The 23,897-nt window shown below is 39.7% G+C and carries 22 protein-coding genes and 1 pseudogene; 13 read left to right on the forward strand and 10 right to left on the reverse strand.

Annotated features, from left to right (window positions below; all coding sequences use genetic code 11):
• From I2F62_RS07880 to I2F62_RS07890, 3 genes and pseudogenes are all read left to right on the forward strand, one after another.
• Positions 1-144: integrase core domain-containing protein (locus tag I2F62_RS07880; RefSeq protein WP_324625736.1), on the forward strand; the 144-nt coding region annotated here is incomplete at its 5' end.
• A gap of 57 nt (positions 145-201) precedes the next feature.
• Positions 202-588: pseudogene (locus tag I2F62_RS07885) on the forward strand (L,D-transpeptidase family protein); the annotation flags it as partial.
• Positions 572-1,009, forward strand: coding sequence for an MmcQ/YjbR family DNA-binding protein (locus I2F62_RS07890; RefSeq protein ID WP_420713746.1), 438 nt, complete (start codon positions 572-574; stop codon positions 1,007-1,009). The pseudogene I2F62_RS07885 and the gene I2F62_RS07890, both read left to right, overlap by 17 nt.
• Positions 1,010-1,024: 15 nt before the next feature.
• Here the strand turns inward: I2F62_RS07890 and I2F62_RS07895 are convergent, their stop codons facing one another.
• Positions 1,025-1,714 (reverse strand): response regulator, encoded by a 690-nt coding sequence (locus I2F62_RS07895; RefSeq protein WP_324626475.1) that lies wholly within the window; start codon positions 1,712-1,714, stop codon positions 1,025-1,027.
• Positions 1,711-3,375, reverse strand: coding sequence for a sensor histidine kinase efflux regulator BaeS (gene baeS / locus I2F62_RS07900; protein WP_324626476.1), 1,665 nt, complete (start codon positions 3,373-3,375; stop codon positions 1,711-1,713). Before baeS ends, I2F62_RS07895 begins: the two co-directional genes overlap by 4 nt.
• 133 nt (positions 3,376-3,508) lie before the next feature.
• Between baeS and I2F62_RS07905 the strand changes: the two genes are divergently transcribed.
• From I2F62_RS07905 to I2F62_RS07925, 5 genes are all read left to right on the forward strand, one after another.
• Positions 3,509-4,129 (forward strand): hypothetical protein, encoded by a 621-nt coding sequence (locus I2F62_RS07905; protein WP_324626477.1) that lies wholly within the window; start codon positions 3,509-3,511, stop codon positions 4,127-4,129.
• Positions 4,130-4,441: 312 nt separating this feature from the next.
• Entirely contained in the window at positions 4,442-6,244 is a 1,803-nt protein-coding gene (locus I2F62_RS07910; protein WP_324626478.1) for an acyl-CoA dehydrogenase C-terminal domain-containing protein, read from the forward strand.
• Between the two features lie 118 nt (positions 6,245-6,362).
• Positions 6,363-8,144, forward strand: a complete 1,782-nt coding sequence (locus I2F62_RS07915; protein ID WP_324626479.1) for an acyl-CoA dehydrogenase C-terminal domain-containing protein — start codon at positions 6,363-6,365, stop codon at positions 8,142-8,144.
• A 143-nt stretch (positions 8,145-8,287) separates the two neighbouring features.
• Positions 8,288-8,773: a phosphate-starvation-inducible protein PsiE gene (locus I2F62_RS07920; RefSeq protein WP_324626480.1), complete on the forward strand. Its 486-nt coding sequence runs from the start codon at positions 8,288-8,290 to the stop codon at positions 8,771-8,773.
• A gap of 97 nt (positions 8,774-8,870) precedes the next feature.
• Entirely contained in the window at positions 8,871-9,317 is a 447-nt protein-coding gene (locus I2F62_RS07925; RefSeq protein ID WP_324626481.1) for a hypothetical protein, read from the forward strand.
• Between the two features lie 269 nt (positions 9,318-9,586).
• Here I2F62_RS07925 and I2F62_RS07930 read toward each other — a convergent pair whose 3' ends face one another.
• From I2F62_RS07930 to I2F62_RS07940, 3 genes are all read right to left on the reverse strand, one after another.
• Positions 9,587-10,375, reverse strand: a complete 789-nt coding sequence (locus I2F62_RS07930) for a hypothetical protein (RefSeq protein WP_324626482.1) — start codon at positions 10,373-10,375, stop codon at positions 9,587-9,589.
• 31 nt (positions 10,376-10,406) lie between these two features.
• Positions 10,407-11,867 (reverse strand): phospholipase D-like domain-containing protein, encoded by a 1,461-nt coding sequence (locus I2F62_RS07935; RefSeq protein ID WP_324626483.1) that lies wholly within the window; start codon positions 11,865-11,867, stop codon positions 10,407-10,409.
• Between the two features lie 105 nt (positions 11,868-11,972).
• The gene (locus tag I2F62_RS07940) at positions 11,973-13,982 is read right to left on the reverse strand and encodes a TonB-dependent receptor domain-containing protein (protein ID WP_324626559.1); all 2,010 of its coding nucleotides are present in this window, start codon (positions 13,980-13,982) and stop codon (positions 11,973-11,975) included.
• 301 nt (positions 13,983-14,283) lie between these two features.
• Here I2F62_RS07940 and aspS point away from each other — a divergent pair, with 301 nt between their 5' ends.
• The 4 genes from aspS (at position 14,284) to I2F62_RS07960 (ending at position 18,582) form a co-directional block, all read left to right on the forward strand.
• Positions 14,284-16,065 carry an aspartate--tRNA ligase gene (aspS, locus tag I2F62_RS07945; protein ID WP_324626484.1) on the forward strand — a complete coding sequence of 594 codons (1,782 nt, stop codon included), beginning with the start codon at positions 14,284-14,286 and terminating at the stop codon, positions 16,063-16,065.
• Positions 16,066-16,180: 115 nt separating this feature from the next.
• A complete protein-coding gene (locus I2F62_RS07950) occupies positions 16,181-16,399 on the forward strand; it encodes a hypothetical protein (RefSeq protein ID WP_324626560.1) in 219 nt (72 codons plus the stop codon).
• Between the two features lie 49 nt (positions 16,400-16,448).
• On the forward strand, positions 16,449-17,204 hold the full coding sequence (locus tag I2F62_RS07955; RefSeq protein WP_324626485.1) for a hypothetical protein: 756 nt from the start codon (positions 16,449-16,451) through the stop codon (positions 17,202-17,204).
• An 88-nt stretch (positions 17,205-17,292) separates the two neighbouring features.
• Entirely contained in the window at positions 17,293-18,582 is a 1,290-nt protein-coding gene (locus I2F62_RS07960; protein WP_324626486.1) for an O-antigen ligase family protein, read from the forward strand.
• Here the strand turns inward: I2F62_RS07960 and I2F62_RS07965 are convergent.
• Positions 18,579-19,331, reverse strand: a complete 753-nt coding sequence (locus I2F62_RS07965; protein WP_324626487.1) for a glycosyltransferase family 25 protein — start codon at positions 19,329-19,331, stop codon at positions 18,579-18,581. The genes I2F62_RS07960 and I2F62_RS07965 overlap by 4 nt on opposite strands.
• A gap of 68 nt (positions 19,332-19,399) precedes the next feature.
• On the opposite strand from I2F62_RS07965, the gene I2F62_RS07970 reads away from it, so the two are divergent.
• Positions 19,400-20,290: a hypothetical protein gene (locus I2F62_RS07970; RefSeq protein WP_324626488.1), complete on the forward strand. Its 891-nt coding sequence runs from the start codon at positions 19,400-19,402 to the stop codon at positions 20,288-20,290.
• On the opposite strand, the gene I2F62_RS07975 is transcribed toward I2F62_RS07970, so the two are convergent.
• The 4 genes from I2F62_RS07975 to I2F62_RS07990 are packed head-to-tail and all read right to left on the reverse strand — an operon-like array spanning position 20,287 to position 23,877.
• Positions 20,287-21,321, reverse strand: a complete 1,035-nt coding sequence (locus I2F62_RS07975) for a glycosyltransferase (protein WP_324626489.1) — start codon at positions 21,319-21,321, stop codon at positions 20,287-20,289. The two genes, I2F62_RS07970 and I2F62_RS07975, sit on opposite strands and share 4 nt — an antisense overlap.
• 14 nt (positions 21,322-21,335) lie before the next feature.
• Positions 21,336-22,100 carry a glycosyltransferase family 2 protein gene (locus tag I2F62_RS07980; protein WP_324626490.1) on the reverse strand — a complete coding sequence of 255 codons (765 nt, stop codon included), beginning with the start codon at positions 22,098-22,100 and terminating at the stop codon, positions 21,336-21,338.
• Entirely contained in the window at positions 22,097-22,852 is a 756-nt protein-coding gene (locus I2F62_RS07985) for a polysaccharide deacetylase family protein (protein WP_324626491.1), read from the reverse strand. Before I2F62_RS07985 ends, I2F62_RS07980 begins: the two co-directional genes overlap by 4 nt.
• The gene (locus I2F62_RS07990) at positions 22,849-23,877 is read right to left on the reverse strand and encodes a glycosyltransferase (protein WP_324626492.1); all 1,029 of its coding nucleotides are present in this window, start codon (positions 23,875-23,877) and stop codon (positions 22,849-22,851) included. The genes I2F62_RS07985 and I2F62_RS07990 overlap by 4 nt, the downstream gene beginning before the upstream one ends.
• Positions 23,878-23,897: the final 20 nt, after the last annotated feature.

Here is a 23,897-nt window from a genome sequence, read left to right on the forward strand (position 1 = left end):
ACAGTACGTTATGAGTGTTTAAATCAGCAGTTATTTCGAGATATTGAAGACGTTCAGAACTATACAACAGCATGGCAATACTTCTATAATCATGAACGACCACATATGTCAGTTGATGGTAGACCACCTAATTTTAAACAATAATAAAGGCTTAGGATATTCTACTTATAGATTCGATTAATAATGGGGGTATTACCATTTCATCATCAACAAATGATTACCCGTTATCCTATGCGGCTCGGTTTTAATCCGATTGGACACAAAGTTCAAGAAGGTGATGGCAAAACGCCTGAAGGACGTTATGACATTGATTGGCGCAATCCTAAAAGTGCATTTTATAAATCGATGCATATTTCGTATCCGAACACAGCCGACACCTTAGCAGCACAGGCGCTTAAGCGTTCGCCCGGTGGAAATATCATGATTCATGGTTCTGCCACAAAGCAACAATTAGCACGCTGGTCTGCACTTTATAGCTATTTGCCCCGTGCAGATTGGACATGGGGCTGCATTGCCGTTTCAAATCGGGATATTGATGAAATTTGGCAATTGCTGCGCGATGGCACGGTGATTGAAATTTATCCCTAAAAAGAGAACATATATGCATGCTGTAGACATTCAAGCTTTAGCGATAAAAATCGCACTGATGCGACCTGAAAGCCATGTATCACAACCTTTTGGCCCACAATGTGATGTGGTTAAAGTGTTTGATAAAATGTTTTTGCTCACCGGCGAAGTGCAGCAACAGAAATTTATCAATTTGAAAATAAACCCAGATCAAATGGATGAGCTTAAAGCACTCTACCCTTCAATTAAAGCCGGTTATCATATGAATAAAAAACACTGGATCTCAATTTTTGAAGGGCCAAAGATAGATGCGGCTCTGATTGAAGATTTGGTCACAGCATCTTATCAGTTAGTGGTTGATAAGTTAAATAAAACACAAAAAATGCGTTTGCAGCTCTTGGCAAGCATTCGCTGCAATGCACAGAAATTGCATGAGGAATAGTGAATAAATTAGCCTTTATTCTTCAGGATATTCAAAACGATAACCCACGCCATACACCGCTTGAATCCATTCATGATGTGAAGAACCTTCCACCGTTTCAATAATTTTACGGCGCAAATTTTTAATGTGGCTGTCAATCACCCGATCGGCAACATCAAAACTGTCAGGATTAATATGGTCTAATAATTGCGTGCGAGAATAGACCTGTCCCAAATGTTCTAAAAATAACTCAAGCAATCGAAACTCGGTTGGGGTTAAGTTTAAGGCTTTTTGCTTATACCAAATGCGTTGCTGGGCTTTATCGATACGAAACGCACCGGTTTCTTGTTCTGGGTCAGCTTTACGTTCTAATCGGCGTAACACTGCTTGCACGCGCGCCACCAATTCTTTTGGGCTAAATGGCTTACAAACATAATCATCAGCCCCCATATTTAAGCCCAAAACACGGTCGATTTCTTCGGTACGTGCGGTAACCATAATAATTGGGACATCCGACTGTTCACGGACTTTGCGGCAAATGGTTAAACCATCCATACGCGGCACCATTAAGTCTAAAATCATTAAACTGGGTTTGCGTTGTAAAAAATAATTATAGGCTTCTTGACCATCATGAAACATACTGACTTCATAGCCGGCTGCATCTAAATAGTCTTTGACCAAGCCTGCCAATTCAACTTCATCTTCCACTAAAATAATATGTTTCATGTGTTATTTCCTGAGCGTTTTGGAAAAGTTAATACAGCACGTAAGCCACCAAGCGGTGAATGCTCAAAACTTAATGTTCCACCTAATATTTTGGCAATTTTCACTGAAAGTGCCAAGCCTAATCCTGTACCACCAGTACTGCGTGTTCTAGAATCATCAACTCGATAAAACCGTTCACCCAAATGTGCGAGCTGCTCATCGCTTAAAGCGAATGGGCTGTCATCGACATATACTGTCCAATGCTGGTCATCCTGTACGGTATGAATATGCACTTTGCCATTGGGTTCGGTATAACGAATGCTATTACCAATCAGATTCACCATAATTTGTTTAAACCGATCGATATCGAGCGATAAAAGCGTACTTTCACCCGATAAACTAACGCTTAAAGGGGCTTGTGCAAATTTCTCCTGAAAGTTTTCGACTTCTTGCACAATCACCAACCACGGATCAATTTCAGTAAAATAACAACTGAGTTGCTCTGCTTCAACCTGTGCTAAATCGGCTAAATCTTGAGTGAGTTTTTTCAAACTACTAATTTGTCGCATCATTGCGCTTAAATGCTCAGGTGTTGGCTTACGAATGCCATCTTGCATCGCTTCAATTTGCGCCTGCAATACGGCAAGTGGAGTTTTTAATTCATGCGATGTATCGGCCACCCACTGACGGCGTGATTGCTCATGCTGATACAAAATTCTTGCCAATTGGTTAATTTGTTTGGCTAAATCGCCCAACTCATCGTTCCGCTTATCTTTCACCTGATACTGATAATTACCTTGAGTCAGCTCTAAACTGGCTTGAACTAAGCGATGAATCGGCTTTTTAAAATAATGCGCCAACAATAAAGCCAAAATTAAACTGGCCAAAATGGTTACGGCATAAATCAAAATTAAGGCGCGTTGTTGATTACTAAAAAAATTAATACTGAGCACATCTTGTTCATCGACCACCGGTTTTAGCCCCAAATAGCCCACAATTTGATGATTCACTTCAATTGGACGAAACGAAAGCCCACTGACGGGTGCCGAACCAACAATAAAATGTTTTTGTGCATCATAAAGTGATAAGCGATCACTCAAACCCAATTTGTCCGGAAGTGGGATAAATCTTTTTTTATGCTGCGAGTTCGGGTCTTGCTCTTTATTGTTTTTATTTGAACCGCCAAACAGGCCTTCACGATTACTGCTTAATGGAAACGACAGCCCTTCAAATGGTTGATATTCAGAAGGTAAGTTTTGTTGTACTAATTCAATTTCTCGTTCGCTTAAGCCTTCTTTTTTAATTCTGCTCTGTTTTTCAACCCCAGTGGGCACATTCACAAGGGTATTTTCTTTAAAATATCGTTGCTGCAAAGCAATATCGTATTGACGGCGCAACCACATATGCGACAAATGATCAAAATCGTTCGGGTCTGGCGTGCCTTCAATTTGCAACATTTGCGCTTGAATGGCATTGCCCCAATCATGATAAATACTATACACCCCAGCCAAATTTTCACTTAAATGGTCGAGCTTTTGCATTTCTACATCTGCGACATATTTTGAAAAATTCTCTTTCATGACCCATTGGAACACGCCGAGACTAATAGTAATAATCACGATACCAGTAAACAGTACCGTTAAAAATAAGCGTAAGGCAATCGGAAAGCGATGTCGGTTCAAAATAAAATCTCAAAGATGGATTTTCATCCCTATTGTAATCAACATCTGCTCAAAAAACTCTTCATTGTTCCTCCATGTTGGTTAGTTAAAGTTAACCAACAGATGATTCATAATGTAAAAATAAGGAAAAATGATGAAAAAACTCAATACACTGGCGCTCGCGACAGCAACTTTAATTGGTTTAGGGGCACTCACTGGATGTCAATCTGGACCAATTCATCCTAAACCACCCAAACCTAATTTGCATAGCCAGCCTGCCCCACCACTAAGCGCACAGCAACAAGAACAACGCCGTGCCAATCTTGAAAAAATCAAACAAGCGTGTGTGGGTAAAAATGCAGGAGATACCACTCAAGTAACTATTCAAGATCAGCGCATCGCTGGAACATGTGAAATTCATTTTCATCCGCTTCCACCAGCAGGAAAACCAGTGCTAGCAGGCAATGCCGCAATGCCAGCAGCACCACAAGATGGACAACTTCCACCACCGCCACCACAAAATGCAACGGACGCAACTGCAAATAATCCACAGCCGATGCCAATGCCGCCAAAACATCGCCCCATGAAAAAACATCACGAGAAAATTTTCAAAAATGCATGTAATGGACAACCCATTGGGCAAGAAATTAAAGTCAGCGTAAAAAATCAAAGTGTAGTGGGTATGTGTGAATTGCATTTTCACCCAGACCGCCCATTTATGCCAAGTCACCAATTACCACCACAGGCTGCTGCCAATGCACCTGCAGCACCATAATTGCTTTAAGTTCATCAACCATCATGGCCGACATGGTCATGGTGGTTTACTTGGGTGTGTTTCACTAAAAAATAGGCGCATTGGCCTAAATATTTTTATTAGTTAACAAAAACACCATATCTATTAAATATTTAAAAAACAGTTCTTTATCTTCTTTGACTTTGCAGTCACACACAAAGCAGCACTTCACTCTTGTTCATGACCCATTCTTGTAGCACGATGTTTATATAAAGTTGTGTATAAAGATAAATACACACGCTGAATTTTTAGGATATTTAACTGGTAAAAAAACCAGAGCAAGAGGAAGTGAACATGCCACAATATAAAGCACCCTTACGCGATATGCAGTTTGTTCTCCACGAATTATTAAATGCAGAGCAACATTATTCTCAGCTGCCCGCATTTCAAGACAGCGTAAGTCGTGAATTAATTGACCAATATTTAGAAGCGGCCGCTGACTTTTGTGAAAATGAATTATCGCCATTAAATGCCATTGGCGACCGTGAAGGCTGTAAATGGGACAATGGTGTTGTAACCACCCCTACGGGTTTTAAAGAAGCGTATCAAAAATATATTGAACTCGGTTTCCCTTCTTTAGCGGCAGAAGAACAATATGGTGGTCAAGCCTTGCCGAATTCTTTAGCGACTGTTATTTCTGAAATGGTCGGCAGTGCCAACTGGGCATGGGGCATGTATCCGGGTTTGTCTCACGGTGCAGTACGTACTATTGAGCATCATGGCTCAGATCAGCAAAAAGACGTTTATTTACCTAAATTGGTTTCGGGTGAATGGACAGGCACAATGTGTTTAACCGAGTCTCATGCAGGTTCAGACTTAGGCATTATTCGCTCTAAAGCCGAGCCGAATGCCGATGGTAGCTATGCCATTTCGGGCGAGAAAATTTTTATCTCGGCGGGCGAACACGATATGGCAGAGAATATTATCCATATTGTATTGGCTCGTTTACCGGGTGCGCCTAAAGGCACCAAAGGAATTTCACTGTTTATTGTGCCAAAATTTTTAGTCAATGCCGATGGTTCTTTAGGCGAGCGTAATGCGGTTCACTGTGGATCTATTGAGCATAAAATGGGCATTCATGGTAATGCCACTTGCGTACTCAATTTTGATCGAGCACAAGGTTATTTAATTGGGCCTGAAAACCGCGGCTTAAACTGTATGTTTACCTTTATGAACACGGCGCGTATTGGCACGGCCGTACAAGGTTTGGCTGCATCTGAATCATCCTTCCAAGGTGCGCTTAGCTATGCCAAAGATCGTTTAGCGATGCGTTCACTATCTGGCGTGAAAAATCCAGAAAAAGATGCCGATCCAATTATTGTGCATCCTGCGGTTCGTAATTTATTACTCACCCAAAAAGCCTTTGCTGAAGGTGGGCGTGCATTGGTGTATTGGTTGTCTTTTTATGCCGACAGCGTTGAACGTGCAGCAACCGAAGCGGAACAACATAGTGCCGATAACATGCTGTCACTGCTTACGCCAATTGCCAAAGCCTTCTTAACTGAAACAGGTTATGAAGCGGCCAATAAAGGCGTGCAAGTGTTTGGTGGACATGGCTTTATTTCAGAGCATGGCATGGAGCAAATTGTTCGCGATACCCGTATTGCTTGTTTATATGAAGGCACCACAGAAATTCAAGCACTGGATTTACTTGGCCGTAAGATTTTGCAAAGCAAGGGCGAGCTGCTTAAAGATTTTAGCAAAGTCATGATGGCATTTATTCAAGAAAATGCAACGCATCCTGAATTGAGTTTCTACAGCAACACATTGGGGCAATACCTCAAACAATGGGGCGACTTAACCCAAAAAATTGCCGAACGTGCACAAAGTAATCCAGATGAAGTCGGTGCCGCTGCCGTCGATTATTTATTCGTTGCAGGTTACGTTACTTTGGCTTATTTATGGGCGCGGATGGCCGAAGTTGCTACACAAAAATTGGCTGAAGGCACAACCGAAACTGCGTTCTACCAAGCGAAACTTAAAACTGCCGAGTTTTATTTCAAAAAAATCTTGCCAAGAACTCATTCACATGCAGAAGTCATTGCGGGTGGTTTAGCACCATTAATGCAACTTGATGCCGAAGATTTTGTATTCTAAAACAAACTTCCTTTAAGTTTGCCACTAGAGCAAGCTTAAGGGCGTTATAGCCAACAATAGACGTCAGTCACAACAGTACTTTAAAGCTTCACGGACAGATAATAAAAGGTGACCTTCCATGCCAATCTACAATGCCCCACTCAAAGATATGCGCTTCATTTTAAATGAAGTTTTTAACGCAGAACCCTTTTGGCAAAGCCATCCACAATTGCAGCATATTGATGCAGCAACGGCTGAGGCAATTTTAGAGGAAATGGCAAAATTTGCGAAGAATGTCACCCTTCCAATTAATCGTTCAGGCGATGAAGAAGGCGCACGTTTTGCCGATGGCAAGGTCACAACACCCGCAGGTTATAAACAAGCATTTAATCAATATGCAGAAGGCGGTTGGATTGGTTTAGGTGCAGATGAGCGTTGGGGTGGACAAAATATGCCGAAAATGCTCACGGTTCTGGCCGATGAAATGATTTTTGCAACCAGTCCTGCTTTTATGCTGTATCCCCTGCTTTCGGTGGGTGCAGGTATGGCACTTAACAGCTATGCCTCTGAAGAACAAAAACAAACCTATTTACCTAAAATTTATTCGGGTGAATGGACTGGCACCATGTGTTTAACTGAACCACATGCAGGAACTGACTTAGGCATTATTAAAACCAAAGCAGAACCGAATGATGATGGCAGTTACAACATTACAGGGACTAAAATCTTTATTACTGGTGGCGAACACGATTTATCGGAAAACATCATCCATTTAGTCCTTGCCAAAACCCCAAATGCGCCCGCAGGCTCGCGTGGTATTTCACTGTTTATTGTGCCTAAATTTTTAGTGAATGCAGATGGTTCATTGGGCGAGCGCAATCCTGTCAGCGCAGGCTCAATTGAACACAAAATGGGCATTAAAGCCTCTGCAACCTGTGTACTTAACTTTGATGGTGCAAAAGGTTTCTTGGTAGGGAAAGAAAATGAAGGCCTTGCTGCAATGTTTGTAATGATGAATTACGAGCGTTTATCTATGGGTATTCAAGGATTAGGTGCGTCTGAATTTGCCTACCAAAATGCTGCACAATATGCCACAGACCGTTTGCAAGGTCGCAGTGCAGCAGGCGTACAACAGCCCGAAAAACCTGCCGACAGCATTTTAGTACATGGCGATGTGCGCCGTATGTTACTCAATGCCCGTGCCAACAATGAAGCTTCACGTGCATTTGCGGTTTATGTTGGACAACAGCTCGACATCACCAAATTTGTAGATGATGCCGAAATGGTGAAAAAAGCCAATCATCGTGTCGCGCTCCTCACTCCCGTTGCCAAAGCCTTTTTAACCGATACCGCTTTTAATGCGGTAATTGATGCACAAATGTGCTTTGGTGGACATGGTTATATTGCCGAATGGGGCATGGAACAATGTGTGCGTGATTTACGCATTGCACAAATTTACGAAGGCACCAACGGCGTACAATCGCAAGACTTAATTGGCCGTAAAGTCATTAAAGATAAAGGCGTCGCGTTATTTGAATATACTGCCGAAATTCGTGAATTTGCGCAAAACCTCGGGGTTGAACTGGAATATCTCAAAGATTGCACTTTAGATGCCTGTACTGAAGTTGAAGCCATCACACAATTTATTTTAGAACAAGCACAAGACGATCCTGACTTTGCCAATGGCGTAGCGGTGGATTACTTACATGCGGTTGGCCTACTCAGCTTTGCCTATATGTTTAGCCGCATTGCCAAAGCCGCACACGAGCAAAGTGGTGAATTTTATGAAAATAAAATTCATTTGGCTCACTATTATTGCGAGAAAGTTTTGCCAGAATTAATGCTGCGCTTTACCCGCATCCGTGCCGGTTCAGACACCATTATGCAATTTAGCGCCGATTACTTCACCACACAAAACTAACGCGCTGACTTCAAATCAAGGCTGAATCGTCTAGAGTGATTCGGCCTTTTTTTATTTTTGCTTTTATTCTGCTCTAACTTTACATTGTCGTAATTTTTCAGGCATGATAACAACTTAACCATTGCCACACGAGCTTATAGCAAATGTCTGGTTCTAAAGATAAAACGCAAAAAATACAGCAAAACTTAGACCGTTTCGGGAATTTGGCCGTAGAGGCTTTTCATTATCTGGCCTTATTTATTATCGGTTGTATGATTGCATGGTCTGCCGTGCATACCACCTTTGATATTTTTACCGAAAAAAACTATGCCAGCATTGACGATATTTTGCTGCTGTTCATTTACTTAGAACTCGGTGCAATGGTGGGTATTTATTTTAAAACCAACCACATGCCTGTACGTTTTTTAATTTATGTTGCCATTACCGCACTGACACGCCTGCTTATTTCTGTTATTCAACACGACCATAAAGCTTCGCTGGATTTATTAATTGTGACCGGTTCAATCTTAATTTTAGCACTGGCGATTTTTATTGTGCGCTATGCTTCTTGGCATTATCCATCCGCCATTAAAGAAAAGAACGAAGCATCCAATAAAAAACTACAACCTCAAGATGATGAACTGGCCTAATTAAAAGCGGAACAAAGACGGCGCCGAGTTTTCCAAATTCAGCAAATTTGCATTAGACTATGCTCAGATCAATGATGCAATTTGCAAGGAAAACTGGATGTCTGAACTGAGCTTTGAACGCCTATCTGCATTTTTTAGCAACGTTCCAAGCGTTCAATCGCAGGGTATTGTGGCACATGGCAGCGATAGTAAACATGCGTGGTGGTTTAAATTTCATATCAATACCGAACACGCTTTGGCATGGCAAACGGTGCAAGAACTCGGGCATGTACTGAATTACTTATCGACCAATGAACGCTTACCGACGCAATTTTTTCCGGTATCTCCCCCACCGTATATGAACGGCGGCCCACAAGAATTTTTAGCATGGGTCATTCAATGTAATCATGCCGATTTTTCACCCGATGTGGTCTGCGATTGGTTAGAGGCACGTTTGCCGAATCCTGTTTCCGATGAAGCACAGTGGAAAATTCAAACCGATTTAACCGAATTAGATCAGTTAGATGATAAAGCCTTGGATCAACTGATTTCGCCTGATCGTTAAACACGAATAGCTCAAACCCGTGCTTGTCATTCACAAGGTTTGAGCTTTTTATCTGCTTCAACGTTTGCCTGATTATTTTAAACAACGCTGCAGGCACCATCACTTTTTAGAATAAGAATAAAATTAATCACGCCATAGCATGGCAATCTTGTGCTTACATACAGCGCATATGTGTATTAAAACCACGCGGCCTTTTTTCTTCGTACTATCTGTTTTAACGGCATGAACAGAATGTAAGACACATCTTGCAACACCGAATCCAAACATGATTAATCATAAAGATTGGCATACTCTTGTGGCGATTCCGAATAAGGCAACAACAGGTAATCTTGTGAGCAGATGAGTTGTTTAAATGCTGCGTACTCGGCTGTATTAAAGGGATAAATGCTGCTTAAGCCTTGCATGACCGCCTCACAATTGTTGGCATCTAAATGACATTTGTCCGTTTTTATAAACCCAAGCAGCGCCGCACCTAAACCGATAAAATCAAAACCAAAACTGTGCATGAATTGAATAATGGTAAAATTTTCAAAAGGATCGAAATCGCAACTAAAATAACCATTTGGCAACATGGCCAATTTTAATGGCTCACTCGGAACATCGGCAATTTTCACATCAAGGTCTGTGTCCAAACACGGCAAAGGATTTTTATTGATCAACATTAAGGTTTCAAAATCTGCACGATCATAATGTTGCATTTTTTGGCCAAAATCGGACAAATGCTGTTGATGTTCAGCCGCTAAAAACTGCTGAATATAATAATGCAAGGCGAGTGCCGAGTACTCTTGTTCATTTTCATCATCTGAAAGCTGCTCCGAGATGTGTTCTGGGATATACAGCCGATCGTCGTGACACGCATGCATCGAGGTATATTCGGCCTGTGCTAAATCATCGAGAACCAAAAAGATTTTTTTCGGAAACAGCTGCTGTTTAAGTGTTTTATACAACGCCAAAACATCCACCCAATTTTTAATATCGGTGATGCAGCCATAATCTTCAACACAATTGAATTGGGTTGGATTTAAATTGATTGCATCATTGATGCGTATTTTTGCCATAGGATTCACCTGTTATTTTTAGTTCTACCTGTTAAAAAGTCGAAATCCCCGACCATTCCATCACACGATAGGTCCAATATTTAAATGTGGATTCATCGGCATATTTGGCATAATCCACACTCATTTGGCGACCATTTAAGTTCGACCATGCGGTATTAAAATATTGCGCTGCATCCCTAAAAACCGCGTCTGTGGATGCCCCCAGTACATGCACATCGGTTTCTAAATTATAATTTTTTAAATTACGCGCGGTAAAATTGGCAGAACCCAACAATAATTCACTGTTGGTTTTACCAATTTTAAGCAACATTTTACTGTGGCACTGCTCGCCTTGCGTGTCACACCAACGTAGATTCACCCCTGCTTTATGTAACTCCGATGCGACTTGGCGATTTGGAATACCATTTTTTTGCCGACCAAATGCATCTTTATTCGGGTCAAGCAGCACTTGAACCACAACACCGCGTTGTTTCGCCTGTTTTAGCGCATGAATAATGTTGCGTTCAGACAAATAAAACATGGCTAAATTGAGCTGATCGGACGGCTGCGCTTGTTCAATCATCTGTAAAGCTGTACGATAAATGGCTTGTTCTGTCAGCACTTGCGCTTGTGGCAGCGTTGGATTTGCAGGCGTATCGCCAACAATCACCGTTGGGAAATTATCGGCTTTAGACATGTTTGCCACAGGCTGTTCACTATTTAAAACATCCACTGCGGTTTGCCCTGAAATTAATAACGCCACGTTGTCATGTCGTGAGCTTCCATCGTGCGGATTCATCGATGAAACCAAGGCTTTCCAACCGTCATCGGTATCGACCACCAAGGTTTTACGATGATTGGCCTTAAAATTAAGCAGCGCCAAATAGCTGCGCAAGGTGACTTTGCCTTGCCCAACCGGATTCGGTAACCATCCTGCAGCCGAATTATTTTTAATGTCCTGACAACACAAGTACCAAAGCCCCGACCAAACAGGATTCGATGCGCGTAACGGCAATAAATTGGTTTCAATGATATTCACGCCAGCCTGACGCAATTGCCGATAGTGTTCTGGTGCCATGCCACCATAAGCTGAGTTAATTGGATCGGTAATAAAATCGATTTGGATATTTGGGTTTTGCAGACGTTTTTGCACTAAGGCATCGACCAATTGCTGCATTAAGGCACGGTGCTGTTGTTTAGAATCGCCCACTTCGGCATTAAATAAAAATTGATCTAATACAATGGTTTGTTTGGCTTGCTGAATTAACGATAACATGGCATCAAAAATATGATGATCTAACTGCTGTTTGCCCTGTGCATCTACATAGGTTTGATCACTGATCAATTGCACCTGCGTTGGGCGCAATTTCCCTGCAAAATCTAAGCCGTGTGGCAAAGGTTTCACTGTTTGATACACCGCCGAGCACAGATAACCCACCATCAACGCACCGACAATCAATCCGATATAACGGCGTTTTGACCAATTTAATTTTTGATGTAATCGTTGAAACATAGAAAATAAAAAACCTAACCGAATCAACTCAGGCTAGGTTTTCTATCACATTTTTGCAAGCTGAATTTGGTGAATACGCGCTTGCGTCTATCTAAAGCAATGCGATTAAAATTTAAAATCGACACCTACAGTAAAGTTACGTCCGATTTGTGGCACGTTGGCTAAGAACGATTCATGTTGATAAACTTTGGCATCGAGCAAGTTATTAGCCTTTAAATAAAGGTTATATCCCGTTTTTGCATTAATCGTTCCGTTGTATCCAAAACCTAAATTAAGCATGTTATAGCCTTGAGTCACCGTTTCATAATCGGCAATATCTGCCTGATTAAACACATGCGAATATTCAGCATTTAGATTATAACCATCGGCAAAGTTGGCATTAATGCGTGTTCCAACACGACCACCCGGCACACGCGGTGCATTGCCGTTACCCTCTAATTTTCCACGAACATAATCGCCAAACACACCGACATTCCACACTGGCGTAAATTGGTAACTCACATCGGCATCTGCACCATAAAAACGCGCCGCAGTTTGTTGATAATACACCGAACGGAAATCACCTTTTTGATCGATTGTGTTGGCGTAAATAAAGTTATCAAACCAATTATGGTAAATGCTTAGGTTATAATGCAGCGCATCTTGATCGCCATGAACCCCTAAACTGACGTTATTCGATTTTTCTGCGCTAAGCGAATCGTTACCAAATTCGAAACTTTTGGTCGGGCCATGTAAACCACCATTAGAGTAGAGTTCTTGCGCCAAAGGTAAGCGTTCTTGATGCGATACATCAAAGGTCAGTTTATGATTCGGCACAAATTCCCAAGCCAATTCACCCGCAGCAGAATACGCTGTACCGTTAAAGTTCTTCTGGTCTGAATCGACAGTGATTTCTTGATGATCGATACGTGTCGAAACTTTTGCCGTGACATCGCCAAATTGTTTTTGCTGTAAGCCAAACAGACTATAACGCTTGCTATGGGTTGCTGCCATTAAGGCTTCTTCACCGTCAATGCTTAATGCCTGACTGGTATATTGCAATCCGAACTGCCCATTCCAGCCTGCCCACGGATTATTGTCGAGGACAATACGGGCATCTGTGCCAGTACTATGAAAGAGTGTTGCAGGTGTATCGCCATCCATTTCTGCATGTTGATAGATTGTGCGATTGGCCTGTGCGGTTATGCGGCTAAACCCTGCAAATGGATTATCCAATTGGGTTTTAAAATCATAACGTTTTTGCTTTAAATTAATCCAAGATGAACTTTCAGCTTCATCGTCATCCAGTTGCACAGGAAGACTTAACTTCATCTGATCATCCGGTTCCCAAGCAGAATCGACATCCCCCGGAATACCGTATTGATCGTGGCGTTGGCTAAACGAAATCCCCGTAAAACCACGGTCGTAAATCCATGACAGCCCCGCATGATAATCTTTAGAGTCGGCAAAGGTACTGTTTTCACGACGTGAGTCTGTTTGTTGTAAATCGCGCGGCAAAATGTAGTCGTTTGCATCTCGTTTTAAACCACCTACATTTAATGCAACTTGGCTACCTAAACCAATGGTGGTGTCGCCTGAATAAATCAAACCATCATCGCCCGTGTTATAACGCACGCCAACACGCCCTTCATAACCGTTATCTGGCATTTTGGTCGGGATTTTATGATCATCCACATTCACCAAGCCACCCACAGAACCTGCACCATACATTAAGGTTTCAGGGCCAGTCAGCACTTCAATTTTGTCTGCAGAATTTGGATCGACCGTGACTGCATGATCTGGCGAAACCGATGAAACATCGAGTGCATCGCCGCCGTTTTGGGTGATTTTAACGCGCGCACCATCTTGCCCACGCATGACAGGACGGCTGACACCGCCAGTATATTGTGCAGAGTAAATGCCGGCTAAACCATTTAATGCATTTCCAATCGTACTGCCACCTTGAAGCAATTGTTGCTGTGTCAAAATCTGTGTCGACTCAGGCTTTGCTGCAACCACATGAAAAGATAAAGTCGGCAAGTTCACCGTATCAGTAGAATCTACTTGCGCAGCCATAACTTGCTGAACCGAACATGCCAGTAAGGAAAGAACCCAATATTGCTTCAAATTTGCCATCGGCATATACTCAAGAAAACCAATAGTAATAATATAACATAACAATACAAATACAAGAACTTTCGTCATGACTCCAACATGAATCATGCAATTAAAATCCGTTTTAACCGTCCCATTTCATTGCAAGCAAAGGCAACCTTCAAAAGTACAATTACTAATGAAAGCGAACGGTCGGCTTTTATTGAGTTTTTTGAACTAATCCTTGAGCCAGTAGTCTGAAAAAGGCATAATCTGCGATTCACTTGCGGTACGCTGTTTACGTATACGCCCTTACAGCCAATATAGTTTGGATTTTAAAATTATGATGCGAACTCATTACTGCGGCTCTTTAACAGAAGCCCAAATTGACCAAACCGTAACACTTTGCGGATGGGTACACCGTCGCCGTGACCACGGCGGTGTGATTTTCTTGGATATGCGCGACCGTGATGGTCTCGTCCAAGTCGTGATCGACCCAGATACTCCAGAAGCATTTGCAACTGCTGATAAAGCCCGTTCAGAATTTGTTTTAAAAATTACTGGTCGTGTTCGTCGTCGCTATGAAGGCACCGAAAATGCCAATATGGTCAGTGGTCAAATTGAGGTTTTAGGCAAAGAAATTGAAGTTCTCGCACAATCTGAAACGCCGCCATTCCCATTAAATGACGACAACATTAATGTTTCTGAAGAACACCGTTTAAAATTCCGTTTCTTGGATATTCGCCGTCCAGAAATGTTAGAGCGTTTACGTTTACGTTCTAAAGCGACCACGTTAATCCGCAACTATTTAGACGATAACGGCTTCTTAGACGTTGAAACACCAATTTTGACCCGTGCAACACCTGAAGGTGCGCGTGACTATTTAGTCCCAAGCCGTGTTCAAAATGGTAGTTTTTACGCACTTCCACAATCACCACAATTATTCAAACAATTGTTGATGGTGGGTGGTATTGACCGTTATTACCAAATTGCAAAATGTTTCCGTGACGAAGACTTACGTGCAGATCGTCAACCTGAATTTACCCAAATCGACATTGAAACATCATTCTTAAACGATGATGACATTATGGATTTGATGGAAGGCATGACCGTTAAGTTATTTAATGACTTATTAGGCGTTAAATTCGATAAATTCGAACGTATGACCTATAACGATGCGATGCGCGACTATGCGTCTGATAAACCAGACATGCGTATTCCATTAAAATTGGTTGATGTTGCAGACTTGATGCAAGACGTTGAATTTAAAGTCTTCGCTGGACCTGCAAAAGACCCTAAAGGTCGTATTGTGGCACTTCGTGTACCGGGCGCAGGTTCATTACCACGTTCTGCAATTGACGAATATACCAAATTTGTTGGCATCTATGGTGCAAAAGGCTTGGCGTACATTAAAGTCAACGAGCTTGAAAAAGGCATTGAAGGCTTACAGTCTCCAATCGTAAAATTCATCGAACCAATCGTGCTTGATTTGTTAAAACGTGTTGGTGCTGAAAATGGCGATATCGTGTTCTTTGGTGCAGATAAAGCCAAAGTGGTTAACGATGCGATGGGTGCGCTACGTGTTAAAATCGGTCACGATTTAAACCTTGCAACCTGTGAATGGGCGCCGCTTTGGGTGGTTGACTTCCCAATGTTTGAAGAAACTGACGATGGTAAATGGACATCGGTTCATCATCCATTCACTTTACCAAAGTCTTCAGTTGAAGAAGTCAAATCAAATCCAGGGGAAGCACTTTCTGTCGCTTACGACATGGTCTTAAATGGTACTGAAATTGGTGGTGGTTCATTACGTATTTATACTTTAGAAATGCAAAAAGCTATTTTTGAAGCTTTGGGTATTTCTGAAGAAGAAGCAGAAGAAAAATTCAGCTTCTTACTCAATGCTTTACGTTATGGTGCTCCTCCGCACGGTGGTTTGGCCTTTGGTTTAGACCGTTTAGTGATGTTAATGACAGGTGCTGCATCTATTCGTGATGTGATTGCATTCCCGAAAACTAAGACTGCTGAATGTCCTCTGACTCAAGCCCCTGCACCGGTTGAAGCCAATCAACTGCGTGATTTAGGTATTCGTGTGCGTGAACAAGCGAAAAAAGAAGCTGAATAAGTTTATACTTTGCTAAGCACTTAGCTCGACTTCGGTCGGGCTATTTTTTTGTTCATTGAGATTAAATTTTAAAAATGGCATAATAATTGGCTTGTTTGATAATAGGTAAATGATGATGGCAATGCGCCCTGAAGTCCGCCGACGCTCTTTAGTTGTAATTGTATTTTCATTGGTGCAATGGGGCATTATGAACTACATTATTCATAATGAACTGCTTAACATTACCACTTATCAACGTATTTTGTATTTCTGTGTGAGTAGTTTATCTGCTGCACTCTTTATTTTCTGTGCCTTAATTTATATGGTGACTAAGGGTAATCCGGATAACTCATAGTTTAGCCATGCATTTTTGCGATCATCTAACTTTGGCCAGAATAAATCATATGAATACAAAATTACTCGAAAAAACAGAATTCCACTCATTCCACTGGGATAATTTTAGTCCAGAAATACTGCAAGCACATAAAAAAGTGATGTCGTACTTCGGATTAAATGTCAAATATACGCAAAAAAATATTCCACATGGCCAATGGCTTGATGAAATAATGGCATCTGCATCTGCTGATGTCATCGCAATTATCGAGCCAGATTTAATTCCGCTGAATCTTGAGATTGTATTAAATGCAATTGAATATGTGACTAAAAATGATACCTTTTTAGGATGCGCTCAAGTATCTAATCATATTGGAACAGGTGCACATATTTTTGCATCGCCGTCATTTTTCTTTATTACTAAAAACTGTTACGAAAAGCTAGGGCGACCATCTTTTATGCCAAACAAACAAGGTGATGTAGCAGAAATACTTTCTTATACGGCTGAATCTAAAGGTATAACTTATCGAACCCTTTTCCCAACCCGCTTTGAAAAAGCACCAAGCGAAGGCTGTTGGGCTTTGGGCAGTTATGGGTATTACGGCATAGGAACTGTATTTGCAGACCAAGTTTATCATTTGTTTCAAAGTCGCCACGCGAAAAACATAGAATTATTCGTGAAACGTTGTAATGAATTGCTAAATAATCAACTTGATATTTCGTCATTTACTCTCTGTACAGATTTTCAAACTCCAGAAAATATCTATAAGTCAGAGAAAAAATCTAATTGGTACACAAAACTATTAAAGAAAATAAAGGCATTTTAGATAGAAGTATGTATTAGATCATTTTATTTAGTCATACTCTCTACACATTTAATCTTCTCTCAGGTAATAGCTACACTTAGGTTAATATATGCTGAATCCTTACTCAGAACAAAAAGACTCTCTTATTTATTTTATATCTTATGTTTTGTTAAATATTATTTTTTTCTATTTACTCTATAGAGCTGTGTTAGAAAAAAATACTATTGATGGATTAGCTATTTTATTAACAAGCAGTTTATTCACAATTATTTTATATATTAAAACAAAAAAACCAATTATATTTAAATATAGTCTATTTTTAATCATTACGCCCTTAATTATTATACCACTACAATACTATATTCATTCAATCCCTCAAGAGGTTCTTGTACCAAACAATGTTATTACTATAAAACAAATTTTCTACATGTATGTCTTTAACTACAGTTACGGTATACCATTTTTGTTCGTACCATACCTAATCCACAATACAAAATATGATTATAAATCATTTTTTAATACAATCACAGCTTTCGTTATAATATATATATTGTACAACATATATATTGGAGAAAAGATCTCTTTTAATAGAGATAATCTAGCCACTTATTTTAAAACACTTCTAACATATGACAGTATTGGTATAACATTAATAGGAGTTGTTTATTTTTATAGTTTATACTTTTATACAACGAATAAAAATAAGTGGTTAGGTTCTCTTTTATTTATTATATTTTTGATCTCTTTACTTCTAAACATTACTCATGGAACACGTGGTACATGGTTAGTTATTCCTATATTTATTATTCTAACTATAATCAACTATAGAAATTTCTTAAAAAAAATTTCTTTTTCACATATCGCCATCTTTATTTCTCTGATTGCTTTTGCCTTACTATCAAAAATCGACCAGATTACAACGAGATTTACTGCAGCATATAGTGACATCGTTTTACTCCAATCCCACTCTAACCAAGCAACTAGTATTGGTTCCAGAATAATTATGTGGGAACATGCTATAAAAGATTTTCAAAGCTCACCATTGATAGGAATTAGCACATTTAATGTTGCTGAACAGGTGTATCAATTAAATCAACAAGGCTTGTTAGCAGGCAGGGCCTTGACACATATGCACAGCATTTACTTTCAAGAACTTGCTAGCCATGGCATGATTGGGTTGTTTGCTTTACTTTTTTCATTTTTATCGCCTCTTTATTTCTTTTTCAAATTTAAAACAAAAAACTCACGAGAAGTTTTAATCAAAACTACAGGTATTTATGTTGTCATTTGTACTATGATTTGTGGAGCCACTGATTTTTATTTTATTACGGCTGTCTCTGCTGCTGTTTACTATGCTTTAACCGTAACGCTATTAGCTTTGCTCTATAAAAAAAATTAATACCATTTATCCAATAAAAAGCATTTTATTTTTTTTATAAATTTAGAATGCTTTTTAATTATCTGCGTATTATTTAGTAAGAGTCTATCTTGTTCTAAATGACTATGCTGTTCCAAATTTCCTGCATTCAAAATAGGATGTTCAAATAAAAAAGTCGCATAAAAATTCACATTATCACTAATATTAAAACTTCCCCAGTGATCATATATTCTCGGAGGCTGATGATAGGATAACAATTTATCTGCCATTTTTCTATCAACAACATAGGCATAAGCATAAGCCAACCTATCTAAAAAATATGAATCAACTTTTAATATTTTTTGCTGAAATAACACTTGAGACAAAAGCTCACCTCGTACTCGATTACAAATTTTCATTTGAATTCCACCGAGACTTAAAAAGAAACTTTCGTCTAAATTAAGTGTTTCGATGTGCTGAGCTAATTCATTAAGATCAATTTCAAAGCGTTCAATAACATCATCTTCAAAAATCATTGCGTATTTTTCATTGGATGCAAGAAAATCTTTAAGCGCGTCTAAATGAGATAGCGTACAACCCAATTCACCAGGCGTCATAGGTTTATTTTTACCAGCAACCCCCAACTGAAAATACTCAGCAGCACTTAAGTGTTTACCAATAATACCAAATTGCTTAAAATCGCTTTTATATTTATTAAACGTTGGGTAAGCGAAGAATCCCTGTAGTCTTTGACTATCCTCAGATTCAATACTAATTAAATATTTTTTCATCTTAACCCAATGCTAATATAGAACGTATATAGTCTAGCGAATTAAGGCCATTCTGAGTATAAAATTTAATGTTAAAACGTGAAATCCTGAAAAAATGGTACAAATACCACCAAAAAAAACAGCAAAAAAGTTTTAATTCACATTGGTATATGCGTTTTGGCTGGTTAGATCAACCTTTTTCCAGTTTAGATCAGTTAAATGATTTATTTGAAATCCACTCACCGCAAAAATTCACTTTTGCCGATAGCTTTTATGCAGAAGAAAGTGGTCGACACTTTATTTTTTTCGAAGAAGTGGATGATCAGCATCCCGTTGGATTTTTATCTGTCCTTGAAGTCTTTAAAGACGGGACTTACACCCAGCCTCAAACTATTTTAAAACTGAATTATCATTTGTCTTATCCATGTGTATTTAAAATCGAAAAAGATTGGTATCTGATTCCAGAAACTTCGGCGAATAAGACCATAGAACTTTGGAAATGTATCGATTTCCCTCTCAAATGGGAAAAACACTCCAATTTGATAGAAAATATCGAAGCGGTAGATAGCACACCCTTTTATCATGAAGGAATGTGGTACTTATTTACCTCAACCCGGCGCAACTGCAAAAAATTTGGTGATCGTTTAGATCTATTCTTTACCGAAGATATTTTAAATCCTGATTGGAAAGAACATCCGCAAAATCCAGTATGTAAAGGTAGCCAACAATTTCGCATGGCAGGGAAACCATTCTTTTATAAAGGACAGCTGGTTCGACCAAGTCAGGATTCACTCAAACGCTATGGTGGAAATATTGAGTTAAAAGCAATAATAGAGTTGAGCCCGACCAGTTATCAGGAACAATGCTTAGAGGTGATTTTGCCAGACTGGAATTCTATGGATGATGGTTGTCATACCATAAATTATGAAGATGGCTTTGTGGTCTTGGATTCCATTCGTCTAACCCCCAAAAAACCTTAATTTTCTAGCAGATGTTGGTAAACTGACAACGTCTGCTGTGCCATTGCAGTCACCGTTAATTCGGCCTTCGCTTTTTTGAAAAGCAGCTCAAATTCAGCTTTTGCCTGCGGCTGTAAAGCATGCTTAATAGCAATAGTTAATGCTTGATGGTCGCCAATATCCGCCAAATAATTGTCTTCTAACCATTCCACCACACCATTCACTTTGGTTGAAGCCATAACCTTATCAGCTTGTAAGGCCTCAACCATCACCAATGGGAAACCTTCTCTGTCTGATGACAACGCCACAACATCTGCTAGTTGAATCAGGTCTCTAGCATCCGTTCTAAATCCTAGAAAAGCCACTTTATTTTGCAGCCCTAGTATTTCCACCTGTTTTTCTAAAGTTGCTTTAAGCGATCCATCCCCGACAATCCATAAATTCGCATCAATGTTTTGTATCGATTGAATGAGCAAGCTAATATTCTTAACGGGTTCTAATCGTCCAATACACATGACTATTTTTTTTGTTGGGTCAAGTCTAGGAAAATTTGCTTGAATGGTATTAATTAACGTATGTTTCTGCTCTACCTTTAATGCAGGCTGAGGATAAACTCCATTATAAATCACATGCACTTTATCTTTTGGAATGTTCTGAGCCAAAGCCTGACTCACCGCAATTACTGCATCTCCAGCTAAATAAGCCGATTTATTTTTTTTAGTCCCGTGAATCGTAGTAACCAGTTTTATACTTGGCAACAAAGAGCGAATACGTGCGATTAATCCCGCGGCTTTACCTGCCTGCGCGTGAACAATGTCGGGCTGAATCCGTTGAATCAGCGATTTTAATTGCCACAGTAAAAAAATATTCCAACGACTACGGGCAAAATTTAAACCATGAAAAATTACGTTTGCGCTAAATTTTTCAGCATAGCAAGGATGTGCAATCACATGCACTTCTTGGCTTAATGCCAATTCATTACTCAAATTAAAAGTATGTTGCTCTAACCCACCTAAGCCACCACTGGTTGCTAAAACTTGAACAATTCTCATACCTGACCTATTAATTACTTGTTATCTCTATTCATGTGTTGCTCAAACAATTTAGCTTCTTTTAAAAAGGCATAAAAAGCATTGATCATACTGTTTACAAAGCCGCGCCAACCATTGAAACAACTACGACGGATAAAATAAGATTTAACAAACGTCATTGGCATCACCAACACCAATTTTGCCACACTAGGCGATTTGCCTTTTTGGAACTTTTCAGCCGCTTTTAGGTTTGAATACTGATTATTTTTTTCAACTTTGACAAAGATGCTCGATTCACCATAGTGGTAAATGTCATGTTCGGCACGGCGTGATTCACCCGTAACCACAACATTTTCATGCACTTTATTAGCAAGGTCATATTGCCCTTTCGACTTGCGAAAGAAACGCACTTTGGCATGTTTTTTCGTATGCTTACTGTTCGGCACCCCCAAAAATACATCATTAATTGGGGTAATTAATGCATCCAATTGATCTTGTTGAATAACCTGCACAATCTCTTGTTGCAGCTCTTCAGACAACACCTCATCACCATCTAAATTCAGCACCCAGTCGTTGCGACACTGTGCCAATGCTAAACTCTTTTGTGCCGCATACCCGAGCCAATCTTGATGAGCAATTTTTACATTTTCAAATTGATGCGCGATTTCATAGGTATGGTCTGTACTACCAGAGTCGAGAATAATCACTTCATCAAACTGCTGAACACTTTGCAATGTTTTTTGCAACCAAGCCTCGCAGTTGAGCGTCACAATATAAACGCTACATGCAATTTTACTCATAGTTTATAACGTCCTTTGGCAAGGGCGATACGCATTTGCACCGCATTCATTGCCCCGTGTGTACTTACTCTTGGAATATTAAATGGCTGATCAAGATTGTATGCTTCAATTTTTTTGCGCGTCGAAACCGCATTTTTAAAGCCAATTTCACGTGCCATCTGTTGGTGCTTTTCATTAAAACGTCCAAATGGATAAGCAAAACTTGGGCATTTCCCCACCATTTCTTCAACATCTAATTTCGATTGCTGCATTTCTTGAAAAGCAGTCTGATCATCTAGTTTGAGTAAATTGACATGATGCTGAGTATGCGCCCCAAATTCAATCCATCCAGATTGTGCCATTTCATGAATTTGCTCAATATCGAGCTTTTCAATACCTTCAATTTGCGTGGCTAAATAAATAGTGGCTTTGGCGTGGTATTTTTTTAATAACGGATAAGCATATAAATAGTTATCCATAAAGCCATCATCGAAACTCAGTGCAACCACATTTTTTTGACCTTGATAATCTTCAAGCTCTGACACAAAACAAAAAATCGATTTTTTTCGCACCAACAATTGAAGCAGTTGCTCAAATTTTTCAGGAGGCATATTCATCCCTGAAGCATCGCTATGCGGTGTCACCTGATGCAGCATGACGATACGTGGCAATTTTGCTGAACGGAATGGCAACCAAAAGGTATAATTACCCAACAAATACAACAGTCCTGCAAAAATCAGCAAGCCTATGACGGTGTACAACATCCACATCATAAGTAGACCTCATGTGACCATTCATAGTTTTCAGAAAGTGGCTGTTTAAAGCTGACTTCTAACATATATTGAGTAATCCGCTTGGCGTTAAATGATTGACGTGTTTTTTGCCATCCTGCTTGTGCAATATCTTTGGCTTGCTCGGGATGCTGATCATAAAATTGAATTTTTCGAGCCAAATCAAATTGATCATCGAAATAAACCACTTCTTGCTCATTATAAAGTTTTTCAAATCCAGGAATCCTTGGGCTAAAAGTTAATAAACCATTACCTGTCAGCTGTACGATTCGATCTGAACTATATAAACAGACATCGTTACGGCGCGAATAATTCAAGCCCATTTTCGACTCAGCAAGCACTTTATAATAGGCTTTACCATAAACGCCTGCCTGCTCAAAACAACCATAATAGCGATAATTTACCTGTGATTGCGTTAAAGCATTGGCTAAATCTTTTAAGAAGGTTTCACGTTCAGGTTCTTTGTAAACGACACCACAAAAAACAAAGGTTTTGTCGGTATTATTATTCTCAAATTGGATTAAAGTTTCCACATTGCGATGCCCAATATTTGGCATATAGCCAACACTTAAATGTGGTTGTTTGAGCTTGGATAAGTATTCACCTGCGGTGGTACAAAAGATCGCATCTAAATATGGCGAAAAGGCTTTGATAAAACCCAGTTTATGTTCTAAGTAGAGTGGATCGACATACCAAAAAGCAATTTTTGTTTTCGGAAAAGATTGTTTAATGTGTTTAAGTACATCTGGACTCATTAAATCACTGTGTCCAATTAGCACCAAATCAGGTTCAATATTCGCAACAATTTTGAGAATTTCTTTATTAGCCCAGTTCGCACCCAGTTTTTTGGTTTTGAAAACAGTACCCATACGTGCCATATCACGAAAACTGAAGTCATAAACAAAATGACCATTTTCAATCAATCCCGCCGAAATTTTACGGTCAGTACAATAAAAATGAGCGCCTTGTTTATTAAATCCGAAGTTTGCAATATGTAAAATTTTCATTCTAAACCCAATATCTTGTC

Source organism: Acinetobacter sp. MD2(2019), from assembly GCF_035615615.1.
GTDB lineage: Bacteria > Pseudomonadota > Gammaproteobacteria > Pseudomonadales > Moraxellaceae > Acinetobacter.